This window comes from Sphingomonas sp. Leaf231, assembly GCF_001421995.1.
Taxonomy (GTDB): Bacteria; Pseudomonadota; Alphaproteobacteria; order Sphingomonadales; family Sphingomonadaceae; genus Sphingomonas.
The window spans coordinates 271,900-290,287 of the sequence record NZ_LMLS01000002.1 but is presented as its reverse complement, the minus strand read 5'-3'; the positions used below and the strand labels follow the sequence as shown (position 1 = coordinate 290,287).

The 18,388-nt window shown below is 68.6% G+C and carries 18 protein-coding genes; 10 read left to right on the top strand and 8 right to left on the bottom strand.

The window, feature by feature from the left end; genetic code table 11:
- Nucleotides 1-118: 118 nt before the first annotated feature.
- Complete coding sequence (locus tag ASE95_RS07670) at nt 119-1,363, bottom strand: argininosuccinate synthase (protein ID WP_056634078.1); 1,245 nt, start codon at nt 1,361-1,363, stop codon at nt 119-121.
- A gap of 159 nt (nt 1,364-1,522) precedes the next feature.
- Between ASE95_RS07670 and ASE95_RS07665 the strand changes: the two genes are divergently transcribed.
- Nucleotides 1,523-1,957, top strand: a complete 435-nt coding sequence (locus tag ASE95_RS07665; protein ID WP_162234673.1) for an EF-hand domain-containing protein — start codon at nt 1,523-1,525, stop codon at nt 1,955-1,957.
- A gap of 28 nt (nt 1,958-1,985) precedes the next feature.
- Here ASE95_RS07665 and ASE95_RS07660 read toward each other — a convergent pair whose 3' ends face one another.
- Entirely contained in the window at nt 1,986-3,215 is a 1,230-nt protein-coding gene (locus tag ASE95_RS07660) for an SAM-dependent methyltransferase (RefSeq protein ID WP_056634073.1), read from the bottom strand.
- A gap of 84 nt (nt 3,216-3,299) precedes the next feature.
- On the opposite strand from ASE95_RS07660, the gene thrC reads away from it, so the two are divergent.
- Nucleotides 3,300-4,697: a threonine synthase gene (gene thrC, locus ASE95_RS07655; protein ID WP_056634070.1), complete on the top strand. Its 1,398-nt coding sequence runs from the start codon at nt 3,300-3,302 to the stop codon at nt 4,695-4,697.
- A gap of 2 nt (nt 4,698-4,699) precedes the next feature.
- Nucleotides 4,700-5,581: a class I SAM-dependent methyltransferase gene (locus ASE95_RS07650; RefSeq protein WP_056634068.1), complete on the top strand. Its 882-nt coding sequence runs from the start codon at nt 4,700-4,702 to the stop codon at nt 5,579-5,581.
- Between the two features lie 57 nt (nt 5,582-5,638).
- Here ASE95_RS07650 and ASE95_RS07645 read toward each other — a convergent pair whose 3' ends face one another.
- From ASE95_RS07645 to ASE95_RS07635, 3 genes are read right to left on the bottom strand one after another with little or no spacing between them, the layout of a single operon-like run.
- The gene (locus ASE95_RS07645) at nt 5,639-6,274 is read right to left on the bottom strand and encodes a heme exporter protein CcmB (RefSeq protein ID WP_056634063.1); all 636 of its coding nucleotides are present in this window, start codon (nt 6,272-6,274) and stop codon (nt 5,639-5,641) included.
- Nucleotides 6,271-6,840, bottom strand: coding sequence for a heme ABC exporter ATP-binding protein CcmA (ccmA, locus tag ASE95_RS07640; protein WP_200918776.1), 570 nt, complete (start codon nt 6,838-6,840; stop codon nt 6,271-6,273). Before ccmA ends, ASE95_RS07645 begins: the two co-directional genes overlap by 4 nt.
- Nucleotides 6,841-6,842: 2 nt before the next feature.
- Nucleotides 6,843-7,253, bottom strand: a complete 411-nt coding sequence (locus ASE95_RS07635) for a metallopeptidase family protein (RefSeq protein WP_235528232.1) — start codon at nt 7,251-7,253, stop codon at nt 6,843-6,845.
- A gap of 46 nt (nt 7,254-7,299) precedes the next feature.
- Here ASE95_RS07635 and ASE95_RS07630 point away from each other — a divergent pair, with 46 nt between their 5' ends.
- The 3 genes from ASE95_RS07630 to ASE95_RS07620 all read left to right on the top strand — a co-directional run bounded on the left by ASE95_RS07630 (nt 7,300) and on the right by ASE95_RS07620 (nt 9,021).
- Nucleotides 7,300-7,602 carry a 4a-hydroxytetrahydrobiopterin dehydratase gene (locus tag ASE95_RS07630; protein WP_056634055.1) on the top strand — a complete coding sequence of 101 codons (303 nt, stop codon included), beginning with the start codon at nt 7,300-7,302 and terminating at the stop codon, nt 7,600-7,602.
- Nucleotides 7,603-7,732: 130 nt separating this feature from the next.
- Nucleotides 7,733-8,434, top strand: coding sequence for a guanitoxin biosynthesis heme-dependent pre-guanitoxin N-hydroxylase GntA (gene gntA, locus ASE95_RS07625; RefSeq protein ID WP_235528231.1), 702 nt, complete (start codon nt 7,733-7,735; stop codon nt 8,432-8,434).
- Nucleotides 8,431-9,021: a DUF1989 domain-containing protein gene (locus ASE95_RS07620; RefSeq protein WP_056634052.1), complete on the top strand. Its 591-nt coding sequence runs from the start codon at nt 8,431-8,433 to the stop codon at nt 9,019-9,021. Before gntA ends, ASE95_RS07620 begins: the two co-directional genes overlap by 4 nt.
- Here the strand turns inward: ASE95_RS07620 and ASE95_RS17595 are convergent.
- Complete coding sequence (locus ASE95_RS17595) at nt 9,018-9,179, bottom strand: hypothetical protein (protein ID WP_156347927.1); 162 nt, start codon at nt 9,177-9,179, stop codon at nt 9,018-9,020. The two genes, ASE95_RS07620 and ASE95_RS17595, sit on opposite strands and share 4 nt — an antisense overlap.
- 130 nt (nt 9,180-9,309) lie before the next feature.
- Between ASE95_RS17595 and fdhD the strand changes: the two genes are divergently transcribed.
- From fdhD to ASE95_RS07605, 3 genes are all read left to right on the top strand, one after another.
- Nucleotides 9,310-10,095, top strand: a complete 786-nt coding sequence (gene fdhD, locus ASE95_RS07615; protein WP_056634049.1) for a formate dehydrogenase accessory sulfurtransferase FdhD — start codon at nt 9,310-9,312, stop codon at nt 10,093-10,095.
- The gene (locus ASE95_RS07610; protein WP_056634047.1) at nt 10,092-12,356 is read left to right on the top strand and encodes an FdhF/YdeP family oxidoreductase; all 2,265 of its coding nucleotides are present in this window, start codon (nt 10,092-10,094) and stop codon (nt 12,354-12,356) included. Before fdhD ends, ASE95_RS07610 begins: the two co-directional genes overlap by 4 nt.
- Nucleotides 12,357-12,462: 106 nt before the next feature.
- Nucleotides 12,463-15,240 carry a TonB-dependent receptor gene (locus ASE95_RS07605; RefSeq protein ID WP_056634044.1) on the top strand — a complete coding sequence of 926 codons (2,778 nt, stop codon included), beginning with the start codon at nt 12,463-12,465 and terminating at the stop codon, nt 15,238-15,240.
- A gap of 3 nt (nt 15,241-15,243) precedes the next feature.
- On the opposite strand, the gene ASE95_RS07600 is transcribed toward ASE95_RS07605, so the two are convergent.
- Nucleotides 15,244-16,773, bottom strand: a complete 1,530-nt coding sequence (locus tag ASE95_RS07600; protein ID WP_056634041.1) for an ABC transporter permease/substrate-binding protein — start codon at nt 16,771-16,773, stop codon at nt 15,244-15,246.
- The gene (locus ASE95_RS07595; protein ID WP_056634038.1) at nt 16,770-17,537 is read right to left on the bottom strand and encodes an ATP-binding cassette domain-containing protein; all 768 of its coding nucleotides are present in this window, start codon (nt 17,535-17,537) and stop codon (nt 16,770-16,772) included. Before ASE95_RS07595 ends, ASE95_RS07600 begins: the two co-directional genes overlap by 4 nt.
- 58 nt (nt 17,538-17,595) lie before the next feature.
- On the opposite strand from ASE95_RS07595, the gene ASE95_RS07590 reads away from it, so the two are divergent.
- Entirely contained in the window at nt 17,596-18,369 is a 774-nt protein-coding gene (locus ASE95_RS07590) for an SDR family oxidoreductase (RefSeq protein ID WP_056634035.1), read from the top strand.
- The last annotated feature ends 19 nt before the right edge of the window (nt 18,370-18,388 follow it).

The window sequence follows — 18,388 nt, the reverse complement described above, 5'->3', positions numbered from 1 at the left end:
CATCCTCACCGGAACACCTGCGCAGCGGTCAGGCGGCGCAGGGAAAAAGGCAGCCGCGCCCGAGGAGCGGCTGCCTGGATAGCCGGCGCGTTGATGCGCTGCCCTGATCGGCAAGACGTTACCGGTCGCGTCGGCCCAGCAAGCGCAGCCGCAGCGCGTTCAGCTTGATGAATCCCGCCGCGTCGCGCTGATCATAGGCGCCCTGATCGTCCTCGAACGTCACGACCTTTTCCGAATACAACGAGTTCGGGGACTTGCGCCCGGTGATGGTCACGCTGCCCTTGTACAGCTTCAGCCGCACGGTACCGGAAACCTTCTCCTGCGAATGGTCGATCGCCGCCTGCAGCATCTCGCGCTCCGGCGAGAACCAGAAGCCGTTGTAGATCAGTTCGGCGTAACGCGGCGCGAGTTCGTCCTTCAGGTGCGCCGCACCGCGATCAAGCGTCAGCCCCTCGATCGCGCGATGCGCCGCCGAATAGATCGTGCCGCCCGGCGTTTCGTACATGCCGCGGCTCTTCATGCCGACGAACCGGTTCTCGACCAGATCGAGCCGTCCGATGCCATGGGCACGGCCAAGGTCGTTCAGTCTGGCCAGCAACGACGCCGGCGACAGCGCCTCGCCGTTCACCGCCACGCCGTCGCCACGCTCGAAATCGATCGTGATCGTCTCCGGCCGGTCGGGGGCGTCTTCCGGATTGACGGTGCGCGAATAGACGTAATCGGGCACCTCGTCCCACGGATCCTCCAGCACCTTGCCCTCGGAAGAGGTGTGCAGCAGGTTCGCGTCGGTCGAAAACGGCGCTTCGCCGCGCTTGTCCTTGCTGACCGGGATCTGGTTGGCCTCGGCGAACTCGATCAACCGGGTGCGGCTGGTCAGGTCCCATTCGCGCCACGGCGCGATGACCTTGATGTCGGGGTTCAGCGCGTAATAGCCCAGTTCGAAGCGGACCTGGTCGTTGCCCTTGCCGGTCGCGCCGTGGCTGACCGCATCGGCTCCGACCAGTTTGGCGATCTCGATCTGCCGCTTGGCGATCAGCGGCCGCGCGATCGACGTGCCGAGCAGGTACGTTCCCTCGTACAGCGCGTTCGACCGCATCATCGGGAACACGTAGTCGCGGACGAATTCCTCGCGCAGGTCGTCGATGAAGATATGCTCGGGCTTGATCCCCATCAGCTCGGCCTTGGCCCGTGCCGGTTCCAGTTCCTCACCCTGCCCCAGATCGGCGGTGAAGGTGACGACCTCGCAGCCATATTCGGTCTGCAGCCATTTCAGGATCACGCTGGTGTCCAGCCCGCCGGAATAGGCGAGGACGACGCGCTTGATCCCGGCTTCGCCGGCGGGACGCTCGATCTGATCGGTCATGGGGCAGGCTCCTTCTTGCGCGCGCCGCTACGCGCTCGCGTGCGCAAGGGCAACCGTCTTGCCGCCCGCTTCGTCCGCGCCGCGATGGCACGCGGGACGACGCGGGCGGCGCAGGTCCGTTCACGCCCCGTAAAAGCATGGGCCTCCATGCGGGCCGACATGAAGCATCACGCCACCTTCGCCGCCGCGCTTGTCGCCTTCCTGTCGCTGCCTGCTCTGGCCGCGACCGCACTGGCGCAGGAAACCCGCGCCAGTGCCACGGCCAAGCTCGACAAGGAGTTCGCCGCCTCGGACACCAACAAGGACGGCTCGCTGTCGCGCGCGGAGGTGGAGGCGCGCATGGCGAAGATGAAGATGGGCAGCGGCAAGTCGCTCGATGCCACCCATGCCAAGCGCGTGGCCGCGTTGTTCATCGCGCGCGCCGACACGAACAAGGACGGCAAGGTCAGCCGCGCCGAATCGGATGCGCTGATGGGGGCGGTCTTCAGCGCCTATGATACGAACCGCGACGGCAAGGTCGACGGGGCCGAAGCGGCACGGGCGCGGGCGGCGGCGAACGGCGCGGTCAAGGGCAAGGCCGCACCGGCGCGGTGATGCACCCGAGCGGCCGCGTCGCCGACGGTCAGCCCTCGCGCAGTCGCCGCTCCTCTTCCAGCATGTAATCGCGCGTCAGCGGCAGCGCGAGCCGGTCGCGGCTGAACTGGATCTGGTAATTGACCAGCGGCCCGTTGGTGAACGAAACGATCGCGCCGGCCAGGTAATAGGTCCACATCCGGAAGAAGCGTTCGTCGTACAACGCCACGATCTGGTCGCGCGCCGCCACGGTGCGCGCGTACCAGTCACGTAGCGTCAGCGCGTAATGCATCCGCAGCACCTCCACATCGGTGACGAACCAGCGTATGTATTCGTTGGCCTTCAGCACCTCCGACAATGCCGGGATGTAGCCGCCGGGGAAGATGTACTTGTCGGTGAACTTGTCGGTGAAGTTCGGCCCGTCTCCGCGCCCGATCGTATGGAGCAGCATCACCCCGTCGGGGGTCAGCAGATCGCGACACTTGTTCAGATAGGTGCGGAAATTGCGCTTGCCGACATGCTCGAACATCCCGACCGACACGATGCGGTCGAACGGCCCCTCCAGCGCGCGATAGTCGACCAGTTCGAAACGCACCTTGTCGGCGACGCCCGCTTCCTCGGCACGGCGCCGCGCGACCTTCAGTTGCTCCTCCGACAGCGTGATGCCCAGCACCTCGGCCCCGGTCATGGCATGGATGTACAGCGCCATCCCGCCCCAACCGCAGCCGATATCCAGCACGCGCATCCCCGGCGCGATTCGCAATTTGGCGACGATATGCGCCTTCTTGTCGGCCTGCGCCTGCTCCAGCGGATTGGCGGCGTCGGTGTAATAGGCGCAGCTATATTGCTTGTCGGCGTCGAGAAACAGGTCGTAGAGCCGGTCGGACAGATCGTAATGGTGGGCGACGTTGCGCTTGGAGGCGAGTGCCTTGTTCGCGGTCAGGAATCGATGGCGGATCTGCCCGCCCAGCCGGCGCAAGGGGCTGGCCGCCAGCTTGTTGCTGCCGTTTTCCCAGCGGCTGTTGGTGGTCGCCAGCATCAGCAGGTCGAGGATGTCGCCATCCTCCACGATCAGCGTGCCGTCCATGAACGCCTCGGCCACGCCCAGCGCCGGATCGGCGGCGATCGCGCGATAGACGGCGCGGTCGGTGATGCGGAACGATACCGGCTTCAGTTCGGGATCGTCCTGCCCGAATGTGGATACCGACCCGTCGGGCTTGGTGAGGGTTAGGCGACCGCGCGTGATGGCGCGGCGCAGGAATACGTCGATAAGAGCCATGCGCGCCTGCTAAACCCTTGCTTGGGCATCGCGCAACCATGTGGGCATTGCGCGGGTGCGGCGCGGCTTATAGGCAGCAGCACCATGCGCTATGTCAGCACCCGCGGAACCGCACCCACGCTCGATTTCGCGGGCGTCACGCTCGCCGGCCTCGCCGCCGACGGCGGGCTGTACGTACCCGAACAATGGCCGACGCTGTCGCCCGACGAGATCGGGGCGCTGCGCGGCCTTTCCTATGTCGACACGGCGGTGGCGGTCATGGCGCCCTTCGTGGAGGGTGCGCTGACCCGTGCCGAGCTGCATGAGCTGTGCACCGCCGCCTATGCCGGGTTCAGCCACGATGCGGTGACCCCGCTGGTGCAGCTGCAGCATGACCAGTGGCTGCTGGAACTGTTCCATGGACCGACGCTGGCGTTCAAGGACGTGGCGCTGCAACTGCTCGGCCATCTGTTCGAGAAGTTCCTTGCCGGCACGTCGCAGCATCTGACGATCGTCGGCGCGACCAGCGGCGACACCGGCTCGGCCGCGATCGATGCCGTCGCAGGCCGCGCCGGCGTCGATATCTTCATGCTCCACCCCGAAGGCCGCGTGAGCGAGGTGCAGCGTCGCCAGATGACCACGGTCGGCGCGCCCAACGTCCACAATATCGCGATTCGCGGGGACTTCGACACGGCGCAGGCGCTGGTGAAGGCGATGTTCAACGACGCGTCCTTCTCCACCCGTTTCCGGCTGTCGGCGGTCAATTCGATCAACTGGGCGCGCCTGATGGCGCAGGTGGTCTATTATTTCTACGCCGCGGTCCGCCTCGGCGCGCCCGCGAAACCGGTGGCGTTCAGCGTGCCGACCGGCAATTTCGGCGACGTCTTCGCCGGCTATGTCGCGGCGCGCATGGGGCTGCCGATCGCCAGGCTGGTGGTTGCCACCAACGTCAACGACATCCTCGCCCGCGCGCTGGCGAGCGGCGATTATTCCAGCCGCACCGTCGTGCCCACCCCGACGCCGTCGATGGACATCCAGGTGTCGAGCAATTTCGAACGGCTACTGTTCGATCTGGGCGGGCGCGACGGCGCGGCGCTGGCGGAACAGATGCGCAGTTTCGAGGATGCGCGCGCGATCCGACTCACCAACACACAGACTCAAGGGGCCGCCGGCCTGTTCGTCGGCGAACGCGTCGATACCGACGGCATGGCGCTGGCGATGCGCCACGCACACGAGCGCAGCGGCCAGATCGTCGACCCGCACACCGCGATCGCGCTGGCGGCGGCGCGGCGGCATGCCGAACCCGGTGTCCCGATGGTCACGCTGGCGACCGCGCACCCGGCCAAGTTCGGCGATGCGGTGGAACGTTCCACCGGCATCCGTCCGGTGCTCCCGGCGCGCGTCGGTGACCTGTTCGAGCGCACGGAACGCTACGTCACGCTGGACGCCACGTACGAGGCGGTGAGCGGCTACGTCGCCGAACACGCCGTGCCTCGCGCCTGACCATGGAGCTGTCGACGCTGATCGGCGAGCCCTGGGCGGATTACGGCCTGATCGACTCGGGTCATGGCCGCAAGCTCGAGCGCTATGGCCGGTTTCGCTTCATCCGGCCCGAGCCGCAGGCGCTGTGGGCACCCGCGCGGGACGACTGGCGCGCGCAGGGCGAGTTCGTGCCCGGCAGCGACGAGGACGGCGGCGGGCAGTGGCGCTTCGCAGAGCCGGTGCCGCGTGACGGCTGGCCGCTGGCGTGGGGGGAAGGCGACGCACGCGTCCGCTTCACCGCGCAGACCACGCCGTTCCGTCACCTCGGCTTCTTCCCGGACATGGCACCCGTATGGTCGTGGATGCGGGCGCGGCTCGCGGGCGCGGACCAGCCCGAATGCCTGAACCTGTTCGGCTACACCGGGGTCGGCACGCTGGCGCTGTCGGCGACCGGCGCGAAGATGGTGCACGTCGACGCTTCGAAGAAGTCGGTGGAGGCGGCCCGCGCCAATGCCGCGCTGTCCGGGCTAGCCGACGCGCCGGTTCGCTGGATGATCGACGACGCCGCCAAGTTCGTCGCGCGCGAAGTGCGGCGCGGGCGGCGCTATGACGGCATCCTGCTCGATCCGCCCAAATACGGTCGCGGGCCGGACGGCGAGGTATGGCGGCTGGAGGAGCACCTCCCCGCGCTGATCGCCGATTGCCGCCGCCTGCTTGACGCCGAGTCGCGCTATCTGTTCCTGACCGTCTATGCGGTGCGGATGTCGGCGTTGGCGATCGGCGAAATGCTGCGGCAGGCGTTCGCCGATCTGCCCGGCCGGGTAGAGGCCGGCGAACTGGCGGTGCGCGAGGAAGCACGCGGTCTGGCGTTGCCGACCGCGATCTGGGCGCGCTGGTCGCGTTAGGATTTTCTCGCGGCGGGTCGCTCGATGGCGACCTTCGCCGCCGGCCCCGATGCGAGGTTAGTCCATCCCCGCCCGCATCGCCGCCCCCGCGATGACCGGTGCCGCGGCGACCAGCAGCAGGCTGAATGCCGCCAGCAGCTTCAGCCCGCTCGCCCCGCCCTCGATCGCACCGGCACCGAAGATCAGCAGCGGCACGGCCAGCGGCAGCATCACCAGCCCCGCCACCGCCCCCGCACCGCGCATCCCCGCCACCAGCGCACCCGTCGTCACGGCCAGCGCCGCCAGCCCGGGCGTGCCCAGCAGCAACCCGGCCTCGACCAGCAACAGCCGCCTGCCCGACAGGTCGAGCAACCCGGCCGCGATCGCCGCCGCCAGCATCAGCGGCGGCGCGAACGCACACCAATGCGCCGCGATCTTCACCGCAGCGACCATCGCCGGCGACAGGCCGCGCACCGCGAGCTGATCGAGCACGCCGGCCTCCATGTCGGGCTGCACCAGCCGCTCGACCGGCAGCAGCGCGGCGAGCAGCGCTGCGGCCCAGATCACGCCGCCGCCGACCCGCGCCAGCAACGCGGCGTCCGGCCCGATCGCGAACGGGAACAGGATCGCCACCAACAGGAAGAACGCCACGACCAGCGTCGCGCCACCACCGCCATAGCCGCGCCGCACGTCGCGCCAGAACAGCGCGATCACAGCGCCACCGTCGCCGCATCCGCCACGGCCAGCGGCTGGTGCGTGGTCACCACCACCGTGCCGCCGCCGCCGCGATACCCTTCGATCAATCCTTCCAGCCGCGCCACCGCGTCGACGTCCAGCCCGCTCGCCGGTTCGTCGAGCAGCCACAGGTCCGCGCCCGACGCGACCACGCGCGCCAGCGCGGCGCGACGCCGCTGCCCGGTCGACAGCATCCGCACCGGCACGTCATGAAGGTCGTCCAGCTCTACCGCCGACAGCGCCGCCGCCACCCGGATGTCGGTGCTCTCCCGTCGATCGAGCCGCGCCCAGAAGCGCAGCGTATCGCCAAGCCGCCGCTCGCCGTCCAGTGCCGCCGCCTCGCCCAGCCACGCGACGCTGCCGTCGCGCGTGACATGGCCCGCTGCCGGCGGCGACAATCCCGCCAGCACCCGCAACAGGCTGGACTTGCCCGCGCCGTTCGCCCCTGTGACCAGCAACGCGCCACCGCGCGGGACGGCGAAATCCAGTCCCTCGGCCAGCACCCGGCCGCCGCGCGCCACGGTCAGCGCGTGTGCCGCCAGCACGCTCAATCGGCCACCGCGTCTTCCAGCGCGTGCATATCGTCGTCGGACAGGCCGAAATGGTGGCCGATCTCATGGATCGTGACATGCGCGACCAGATCGTCCAGCCGCACATCGGTTTCGCACCATTCTGCCAGGATCGCCTGCCGGTACAGATGGATGCGATCGGGCAGCGCGCCGGTGTCGAACGCGCTTTTCTCGCCCACCGGGCGCCCGTGATAGATGCCGGTCAACTCCAGCGGATGCTCCAGCCCGACGGCGGCCAGCGTTTCCGCATCCGCCTCCTCCTCTACCAGCAGCACCACCTCGCCCAGATGCGCGCGGAATGCGGCGGGCAGTCGCGCGATCACGCTTCGGGCGTGCGCCTCGATCGCGTCTGCGGAGGGCGCGATGCCCATTGCCTCTTGCCCGTCCATGCCGCCGGCCATACCGCTCCGCACGGCACAGCGGAAGGGACAGACGATGGCGACCACGATCGAACCACTTAGCGAGGCCGAACGCGCCGACGCGCTCGATGTCCTGCCCGATTGGGATTATGACGAGGGCCGCGATGCGATCACCCGCTCGATCGTCTTCACCGACTTTGCGGAGGCGTTCGGCTTCATGGCGCAGGTCGCACTGCTGGCCGAGCGCGCCGACCATCATCCGGAATGGAAGAACGTCTGGAACCGGGTCGAGATATTGCTGACCACCCACGATGCCGGGGGGCTTTCGGGTCGCGACATCGAACTGGCCACCGCGATCGACGCGATCCTCGGCGGCTGATTCGCTTTGCCGTCTCGACCGGTATGGCTTGATCGCGGTCAAACCGGTTGATCGGCGTCAATATGATCGCCCGGAACGATTCATACCAATCGTCCGTATCCGATTACCTATGCCTGCACCTGATACCCCCATGTTCCGCTGGACGCATCATGCGCAGGCGGAACTGGAATCGCTTCTCCTCGCCCGTGTCGCCGAACGCGCCTTCCCTTGTGTCGGCGCGAAGGCGGCCATGGCGAAGGGCACGCTGAACGTGCTGGCCTGCACGCGCATCGACAGCGCGTGGGACGATCTGCGCATTCACGACGGGCTGGTGCGCTTCGCCGCGGCCTATCGCGAGGAACCGACGCTGTTCCGCAGCTTCGCCGTCGTATTCGACGGCCCCGAAGCGCTCGACGAACCCGCGTTCGAAGCGGCGTTGTGGCAGCGTATCCAGTCGCTGTCGGACAAGGACGTGTGGCGCGGGCAGGAATATGATGCCCGCGTCAGCCACGATCCGCAGGATTCGCACTTCTCGCTCAGCTTCGGCGGGGAGGCGTTCTTCGTCGTCGGATTGCACCCGCACGCCTCGCGGCCCGCGCGGCGCTTCGCCCGCCCGACGCTGGTGTTCAACCTGCACGACCAGTTCGAGCAGTTGCGCGCCGATGGCCGTTACGAAACGATGCGCGAAGCGATCATGGTCCGTGACGAGGCGATTGCCGGATCGCGCAACCCGATGCTCTCGCGCCATGGCGAGACCAGCGAGGCGCGCCAGTACAGCGGCCGCGTCGTGGACGACGCATGGCGCTGCCCCTTTCACTACGCCGGCGGCGCGGAAGATACGAAGCCGGCATGAGCGGGCAGGTGCACGAAATCGCCCCGCGCAGTGGCGCGGGGTTCGCGCTGTCCGAAGGACAGACGCTGACCGTGATCGATCCGCGGGGTGTGCAGGTCGCGGATCTGCTGGCCTATAACGCCGCCGACATCCGCGAGGTGCTGTCGTCCGGCCGCACGCTGGATTACGCGGAAACGCTGCGGCTGACGACCGGGCACAAGCTATATTCGAACCGCTCCAACGTCATGCTCGACATCGTCGAGGATACGGTCGGGCGGCACGACTTCCTGCTGACGCCGTGTTCCTATGCGACGTTCGACCATTTCTACCCCGATTTGCCCCGCCATCGCGGCTGCTTCGGCAATCTGGCGGACGCGCTGGCGCCGTGGGGCGTCACGGAGGACATGATCCCGGTCGCCTTCAACTGTTTCATGAACGTGCCGGTCGACGGCGCGACAGGTCGGCTGGAGGTGTTGCCGCCGATCAGCAAGGCGGGCGACCGCATCGTGCTGCGCGCGGCGATGGACCTCGTGGTCGGCCTGACCGCCTGCTCGGCCCCGGCATCGAACGGCGGCAGCTTCAAGCCGATCCACTACCGCATCGACTAGGCGGGCGCGTGACGCTCCGCCTCTTCGGCGCGGGCCGCATAGCGCGCGGCGAGATCGAGATGGAGGCGACGGATCGCGACTTCGCAGGCGGCCAGTGCGCGCTGCTGCTCCTGTGCGACGCGACGGCGGAAATAGGCGACGTCGTTGCCGGATGTCATGGCCGGTACTCCTTACCTTGGGGGTGTGGTACGCTCGACTGCGACGATAGTGCGGCGACGCTGGTGCCAAAGCTTTCAACTCGATTAATGAAATCGCAGCAAAACCAACCAGATCGGATGATGTGGATCAGTGACGACGACGCATCTCTTTCGTCGCCTCGCCCGCGACTCGAACGACTCGGAACGCGTGCGCGCGGTGGTGGAGGAAGCCCCCGTCGCGATCGAGGTGAACGGGATCGGCTATGCCGTGATGATGGCGACTCCGTCGGACGTGGAGGATTTCGCCACCGGCTTCGCGCTGGCCGAGCGGATCGTGGACGACGTGGCGGACATCGATGCGCTGGACGTGCACGACACCGGACGCGGCACGATCGTGCGCATCGCGGTGTCACCGACCCGCGCGGCAGCAGTGATGGAGCGGGTTCGCCGCCGCACCAGCGACAGTTCGTGCGGGCTGTGCGGGATGGACAATCTCGACGCGGTGCACCGCCCCTTGCCCTGCGTGCCGCGCAGCGCGGTCGGCGGCCCTGCGCTCTTCACCGCGCTGGCCGCGATGCGCGATCATCAGCCGCTGCACCGCGCCACCGGCGCCGCGCACGCCGCGATGCTGTGCGATGCGGCCGGCGCGATCCGGCTGGCGCGTGAGGACGTCGGGCGGCACAACGCGTTCGACAAGCTGATCGGTGCGATGGCGCGCGGCGGGGCGGCGTGGGACGGCGGCTTTGCGCTGCTGTCGTCGCGCTGCTCCTACGAACTGGTCGAGAAGGCGGCGCTGGCGGGCTGCCCGATGCTGGTGACGGTATCGGCGGCGACCAGCCTGGCGCTGTCGCGCGCCGCCGCCGCCGGACTGACGCTGGTGTCCCTGGCCCGCGACGACGCGGTGCTTTTCTCCGATCCGGGCGTTGGGGATGGATGACCGAGCAGCACGACGATCGCCCTGATTTCACTCCCTATGACGGCCCGGCCGGCGGCTGGGGGTCGGTCCGCTCGCTCGCCGACATCATCCCGCGCGAACGCAACATGGCGCAGACCTCGGCCGAGCTGCTGCGCCAGAACAAGCCCGACGGCTTCGCCTGCGTCAGCTGCGCCTGGTCGAAGCCGCACCCGCCCCATCCGGCCGAGTTCTGCGAGAACGGCGCGAAGGCGACCGCATGGGAGATCACCAGCCAGCGCGTCACCCCGGATTTCTTCCGGCGCCACACGCTGACCGAACTGCGCGGCTGGAGCGATTACCGTCTGGAGGAAGCCGGGCGGCTGACCCACCCGATGAAATACGACCCGGCGAGCGACCGCTACGTCGTCGCGCCATGGGAGGAGGCGTTCGCCGCGATCGGCGCGAAGCTGAAGGCGCTGCCACCGAAATCGGCGGTCTTCTACGCTTCGGGCCGCGCCAGCCTGGAGACGTCGTACATGTGGCAGCTGATGGCGCGCCTCTACGGCAACCAGAATCTGCCCGACAGTTCGAACATGTGCCACGAATCCACCTCGGTCGGACTGAAGACCTCGATCGGCGTGCCGGTCGGCACATCGCGGCTGGAGGATTTCGATTCGACGGACTGCATCCTGCACTTCGGCCAGAACGTCGGGACGAACAGCCCGCGAATGCTGCACCAGCTGCGCGATGTGCACCGGCGCGGCGCGGACATCGTCGTCTTCAACCCGCTGAAGGAACGCGGACTGGAACGGTTCACCGATCCGCAGAACCCGATCGAGATGACGACCGGCAAGGAAACCCCGATCGCCACCCAATATCATCAGGTGAAGGCCGGCGGCGATCTTGCCGCGATGATGGGTATTGCCAAATGGCTGATCGACCATGACGCGATCGATCACGATTTCATCGCCACCCACACCCACGATTTCGCACCCTTCGCCGCCAAGGTGCGCGCCACCGGCTGGGCCGAGATCGAGCGCGAATCGGGGCTGACCCGCACCGCGATCGAACGCGCCGCCGCCGCATATGGCCGGGCGAAGGCAACGATCGCGATCTACGGCATGGGACTGACCCAGCACGTGAAGGGCGTCGACAACGTTCGCATGCTCGTCAACCTGCTGCTGCTGCGCGGTAATATCGGCCGTCCCGGCACCGGGCCGTGTCCGGTACGCGGGCACAGCAACGTGCAGGGCCAGCGCACGGTGGGCATCACCGAGAAAACCGAACTCGCGCCCGTCGAACAGCTGAAGGAACGCTACGGCTTCTCGCCCCCTACCGAAAAGGGGCTCGACACCGTGGAGGCATGCCGTGGCATCATCGACGGCACGGTGAAGGCGTTCCTGTCGCTCGGCGGGAATTTCGCGCGCGCGGTGCCGGAAACCGAATTGGTCGAGGACGGCTGGGCACGGCTCGACCTGTCGGTGCAGATCGCGACGAAGCTGAACCGTAGCCACCTGATCCCCGCTGCCGGCCAGACCTGGCTGCTACCGTGCCTCGGGCGGATCGAGCGCGATTTGCAGGCCACCGGACCGCAGCGCGTGACCGTCGAGGATTCGACCAGCGTCATCCACCCGTCGCTGGGCAAGGTCGAACCGGCCAGCCCGCACCTGCTGTCCGAGCCGGCGATCGTCGCCGGGATCGCCAAGGCGACGCTGCCCCCCAATCCCGCGATCGACTGGGACGCATGGGTCGGCGACTATGCGCTGGTCCGCGACGAGATCGCCGCTGTGTTCCCGCACTTCTTCGCACGCTTCAACGAACGGCTGAACGAGGAGAAAGGCGGCTTCTGGAAGGGCAACAAGGCCGCCGGTCGCGAATGGGACACCGAAAGCGGCAAGGCCGAGTTCCTGGTGCCCGACGTGCTCAACGCCACCGGATTCGCCGATGCCGACGGGCGCTTCCGGCTGCTCACCTTGCGCTCCAACGACCAGTTCAACACCACCATCTACGGCTATTCGGACCGGTTTCGCGGCATCAACGGCACGCGTCAGGTGGTGTTGATGAATCGCGCCGACATCGCGCGCGCCGGCCTGGGGGCGGGGCAGAAGGTCACTTTGGTCACCGATGCCGGCGACAATCAGGATCGCCGCGTGGGCGACCTGACCGTCGTGGAATATGACGTGCCCGACGGCTGCATCGCGGCTTATTATCCGGAGTGCAATCCGCTGATCCCGCTCGCCCACCATGCCGAGGAAAGCCACGTCCCCGCCGCCAAATCGGTGCCGGTCCGCATCGTCGCCTGACGGGGGGCCGGGCCGAAGCCGCCCGCCGCATGCCCGGCATAATTCTGCGACAATCGGGCGATAGCCCCCGCATCGCCGCAACCTTCATGCGCGGCTGGGATCTGTCATGCGTCTTCTTGCCCTTCTGCTGACCACCGCCGCGCTGCCCGCACAGGCGCAACAGGCCGCGACGCCGCCCGCCGCCACGCCCGGCAGCGATGCCGCCGCCGCATCGACCACCGCCGGTGCCGAGGAGGAGGAGGCTGGCGAGGACATCGTCGTCACCGGATCGCGCGGGCAACGCGGCGCGGTGATCGGCGACGTCACGCCGGAGGAGCAATTGTCCCCCGCCGACATCCGCAGCTACGGCGTCAGCTCGGTCACCGAATTGCTCAACGAACTCTCGCCGCAAACCCGTTCGGGGCGTGGTGCGGGCGGTGCGCCGGTGGTGCTGCTCAACGGGCGGCGGATCTCCGGCTTCCAGGAGATCCGCGACCTGCCGACCGAGGCGATCCAGCGCGTCGACATCCTGCCCGAGGAAGTCGCGCTGAAATACGGCTATCGTGCCGACCAGCGCGTCGTGAACTTCGTGTTGCGCCGCCGTTTCAAGGCGGTGACGACCGAGCTGGAGGATCGCTTCGCCACCGAGGGTGGGCGCAACACGCCCGGCGCGGAGCTGGACCTGCTGCGCATCCGCAATGACGGGCGCATCAATCTGCACATGGAATATAGCCGCCCCGGCACGCTGACCGAGGCGGAACGCGACATCGTCCAGGCGCCCAATGCGGCGGCGGTCGGCGGCAACGTGTCCACGCTGGATCGTGCGGCGATCGACCCGCTGTTCGGCAACGCCACCACGCTCGGCATCCCCGCGCTCGCCACGACGCAGCCGCCCGCGCTGGGGGCGTTCTCGACGACGCGCAACGTGACCGATCAGGGCGCGTACCGCACCTTGTTGCCGCAACAGCGCACGTTCAGCGCCAATGGCACCTATGCCACCACGATCTTCGGCAATGTGGCGGCGTCGCTGAACGCCACCGTCGACCACAATGTCACGCGCGCGTTGCGCGGCCTGGCGGAGGTCGAGCTGGACCTGCCGGTCGGCAGCCCGTTCTCGCCCTTCGCGGTGCCGGTGCGCGTAACCCGCGCCTTCGACGGGGTGCCCGCACTGGCGCAGCGGGCGGAAACCACCGATCTGCACCTTGGCGGCACGCTCAACGGCGATCGCGGGCGCTGGCGCTGGTCGCTGACCGGCAACGTCGATCGCGACGAAAGCAACACCGTCACGCAGGCGGGGCTGGACGCCACCGGCTTCCAGTCGCGGCTGAATGCGTTCGATCCGCTCGCCAACCCCTATGCGCCCCTGTCGCTGGGCGTGCTGCCCGACGATCGCGGCCGTTCGGTGGCGACCAGCGCCGGGCTTGATGCGCTCGCCGCCGGGCCGCTGTTCGCGCTGCCGGCCGGCGACGCGAACACCAGCATCCGCGTCGGCGCCTCGACCAGCGACTTCGCCAGCCAGTCGTTCCGGCGCGGCATCGCCGGGGCGGCGGACATCGGCCGCGACAACGCCAATGCGCAGATCAACCTCGACCTGCCGATCGCCAACAGCGCGCTGGGCGTGCTCAGCCCGCTGGGCCGGCTGTCGGTCAACGGCAATCTCGCGATCGACCAGCTATCCGATTTCGGCACGTTGTGGACGATCGGCTATGGCGCGAACTGGCGACCGATCGAGGGGGTGCGCCTGCTCGCCTCGGTCACCGATCAGGACGAGGCGCCGTCCGCGCAACAGCTTGGCAATCCGTCGATCGTGACGCCGGGCGTGCGCGTGTTCGATTACGTGCGCGGCACCACCGCCACGGTCACCACCGTCACCGGCGGCAATCCCGCGCTGATCGCCAACAATCGCCACGCGCTGAAGCTCGGGCTGGACCTGAAGCCGTGGAGCGAGCGACAGATCAATTTCCGCGCCGATTATACCCGGCAGAGCACCGACGACCCGATTGCCGCCTTCCCCAGCGCCACCGCCGCGATCGAGGCCGCCTTCCCCGATCGCTTCCAGCGCGACGCCGCCGGCAACCTGCTGCGTATCGATTCGCGTCCGATCAACTTCGCGCGCAGCGAAACGTCGCAGCTCCGCTACGGCGTGAACCTCTCCTTCCGGCTGAAGTCCGATTTGCAGAAGCGGATCGAGGCCTATCGCGCCGGCACCGGCCCCAACCCGTTCGAAGGGCTGCGCCCGCCCGGTGGCGAGCGGCGGCCCGATCGCCCGGCGCAGGATCCCACCCGCCCCGATGGCAGCGCGATGAACGGCGGGCGTCCCGACACCGGCAGCGGCACCGCACCCGGCGGTCCGCCACCGGGCGCCGGTGCTGGTGGCGGCGGCTTCCGCGGTCGTGGCGGCGGCGGTGCGCAGGCGGGCGGCCGCCTGCAGTTCGCGCTCTACCATACGTGGCATCTGACCGAGCGGGTGACCGTGGCGGACAGCGGCCCGGTGCTCGATCTGCTGAACGGCGACGCGATCGGCGCGGCCGGCGGGCAGGCCCGGCACGAACTGGAAGGACAGGCCGGCTATACCAACAACGGCCTCGGCGCGCGGCTGTCGGTCAATTATCAAAGCGGCACGCGCGTGAACGGCGGCACCGCCGCTGTCCCGGAAACGCTCGACTTCGGCGGGCTGGCCACCGCCAACCTGCGGCTGTTCGCCGATCTCGGCGGCGACATCGACCGGGTACGCGCACACCCCTGGATGCGCGGAATGCGGGTCAGCGTGCAGTTCGACAATGTGCTCAATACGCGCCGCGACGTTCGCGATCAGGACGGCGTGGTGCCGATCGGGTTCCAGCCCGGCTATCTCGATCCGGTCGGACGGACGATCCGCCTGTCGGTGCGCAAGCTGTTCTTCTGACCGCTACCGCGCGATGCGCGCCGCCAGCCACCGCGCGGCCGCTTCCGGGGTCCGCTTGTCGCGATCGCGATCGACGAGGTAATTGGCTTCGCGCATCGCGGTGACCGGGATGCGCCCGATCAACGGGCGGAGCGCCGCTGCGAAGCGCGGGTCATCGCGGTGTGCGGGCGACACCAGCATAATGGCGTCATAACCCGGTATCGCGCCCTTCACATCGTCCAGTACCGCCAGTTTATCCGCGGCGATGCGCCCGTCCGAAGAGAAGGCGCTGATGACGTCGGCGCGGCCGCTCTCCAGTGCACGGTACATGAATGTCGGACTATAAGGCGTCGCCGCGGCGAAGCGCAGCGGATAGGCGCGACGGACCGCCTGCCATTCGGGCCGGTCGAGAAACTCCAGGTCGGCACCGAACCTCAGCGCCGGTGCCACCCCCGCGAGATCGTCGAGCGTCGCGATTCCGCGCGCTTTGGCATCAACCCCGCGCATCGCGAAAACATAGGCATTCTCGAACCCTAGCGCACCGATCATGCCCACACCGCGCGACGTGCGCACCCAGTCGGCGATCGCGCGCAATTGCTCCCCGCGTGGCGGCGTGTCGGTTCGATGCATCTCGGCGGTCCAGATCGTCCCGGCGTAATCGACGTACACGTCGACCTCGCCCCCGGCCACCGCCCCAAACGCCACTGCCGAGCCCAGCCCGTCGCGATAGCGCACCGAATAACCCGCCCGCTCCAGCCGCGCCCCGATCAGTCGGGCCAGAATATACTGTTCGGAGAAGTTCTTGGCGCCGACCACCACGCGCCGGTCATCACCGATCCCGGGCCACATCGGCGCACTCGCCACCACCGTCACTGCCGCCAGCGTGCCCAGCGCCAGCCACACCCGCGCCCACCGCCGCCGCCCCGCATCCCGCTCCGCCATCCCCAGCAGCGCATCGACGCCCAGCGCCAGCCCCGCCGCCCCGACGCACCCCGCGATCACCAGCGTCCACGCCTGCGTCTGCAACCCTGCGAAGATCAGGTCGCCCAGGCTCGGCTGCCCGACCGTCGTCGACAGTGTCGCCGCACCGATCGTCCACACCGCCGCGGTGCGTATCCCGGCCATGGCAACCGGCAACACCAGCGGCAATTCGACCAGCCGCAGCTTCTGCGCTCCGGTCATCCCGATCCCATCCGCCGCCTCCAGCACCGCGGCGTCCAGCCCGCGTAGCCCGGTGACGATGTTGCGCACGATCGGCAGCAGCGCATAGAGCGTGAGGGCGAGCAGCGCCGGCAGGAAACCCAACGCCGGTACCCCGCCCCCGACCAGCGCCGACAGCCACAGGAGCGCGGGATAGAAAAGCGCAAGCAGCGCCAGGCTGGGGATTGTCTGCACCAGGCTGGCCGCGCCCAATACCCACGCCGCCAGCCGCGGCGCACGCGCGGCACGGATCGCCACCGGCACACCGACGGCCAGCGCCAGCGCCAGCGCCGCCATCGCCAGCAACAGGTGCTGCGCCGCCAGTGCGGGCACGCGGGCGAACGCGTCGCTCATGGCGTCAGCGCCGCCAGCCGCGCCGCCTGTGTACGCGGGACTGCGACCAGCGCCTGCGCCGCCGCCCCGCCACCACCCGCCAGCAGCGTGGCAGGCGACGCGTCCGCCACCACCCGGCCCGCCGCCATCACCACCACCCGCATCGCGAGCAGTAGCGCCTCGGCCATGTCGTGGGTGACCATGATCGTCGTCAGCCGCAGTTCGTCGTGCAGCCGCCGCACCGCCCCGGCCAGCGACTCGCGCGTGACGGGGTCCAGCGCGCCGAACGGCTCGTCCATCAACAACAGGCCCGGTCGCGTGACCAGCGCGCGGGCGACCCCGACACGCTGCCGCTGCCCGCCGGAGAGTTCGGCCGGCATCCGCGCCGCCATCGTCCGTGGCAGCTCGACCAGATCGAGCATCGTTTCGGCACGCGCCGCGTCCGGCGTACCCGCCAGTCGCAGCGGCAAGGCGATGTTTTCGCCCACGCTCATGTGGGGGAACAGCCCCACGTCCTGAAAGACATAGCCGATGCGTCGCCGCAATGCCGGCGCGGGATCCGCCGCCACGTCGTTGCCATTCAGGGTGACGTGTCCGGAATCCGGCGTGACCAGTCGGTTGACCGTTTTCAGCAGCGTCGACTTGCCCGATCCCGATGCACCCACCAGTGCCACGAACATACCCGCGTCGATCGTCAACGACACGTCGTCGATTGCCGCGGCATCGCCGTAACGCTTGCCCACACGATCGAAGGCTACCGCCGGTCCGGACGAAAGTGCTGGCATCGCCCGCAATGATGCGAGAAGCGTGCGGCTCTAACAAGTGATAAGGCGGAGAGCGGCGATGAAGGCGATGCTGGTTACGGGCGGTGGCTCCGGCATCGGTCGCGCAGTGGCGCAATTGTTCAGCGCGCGCGGGTGGCGCGTCGGCTTGGCCGACATCGATGCGCCGGCCCTGAGCGAAACCGCCGCGCTATTGCCCGCCGACCGGACCAGCACGCACGTCATGGACGTGCGCGACCCGTCCGAATGGGAGGAAGTGCTTGCCGACTTCACCGCGCTGAGCGGGGGGCCACTCGACGTGCTGTTCAACAACGCCGGCATCGCGGCTGGCGGCGCTTTCTCCGAGATCGGGCTGGATGCGATCGATCGCGTGATCGACGTCAATCTGCGCGGCGTCGTGTACGGCGCGCGCATGGCGCATCCGTACCTGAAGGCGACGCCGGGATCGTGCCTTCTCAACACCACCTCGGCCTCCGCCATCTATGGGTCGGCGGGCCTCGCGATCTATTCCGCGACCAAGTTCGCGGTGCGGGGGCTTACCGAGGCGCTGGACGGCGAATGGGCCGCGGACGGCATCCGGGTGCGGTCGCTGATGCCCGGCTTCATCGACACCAGGCTGCTGTCGGCGGCCATCCCGGGCACCAACTACACCGCGCGCGACATGGTGATACGCCGCAAGATGGAGTTCACGCCGGTCGAGACCGCGGCGGCCCAGGCATGGGATGCGGTGCACGGCGACCGCGTTCATACGCTGGTCGGCAAGACTGCGCGGCGCATGGCGTTCGCGGCGCGGTGGATGCCGGGGAAGCTGCGCGCGACGATGCGCGGGCGCTGATAGGGATCATCGCGCGCCC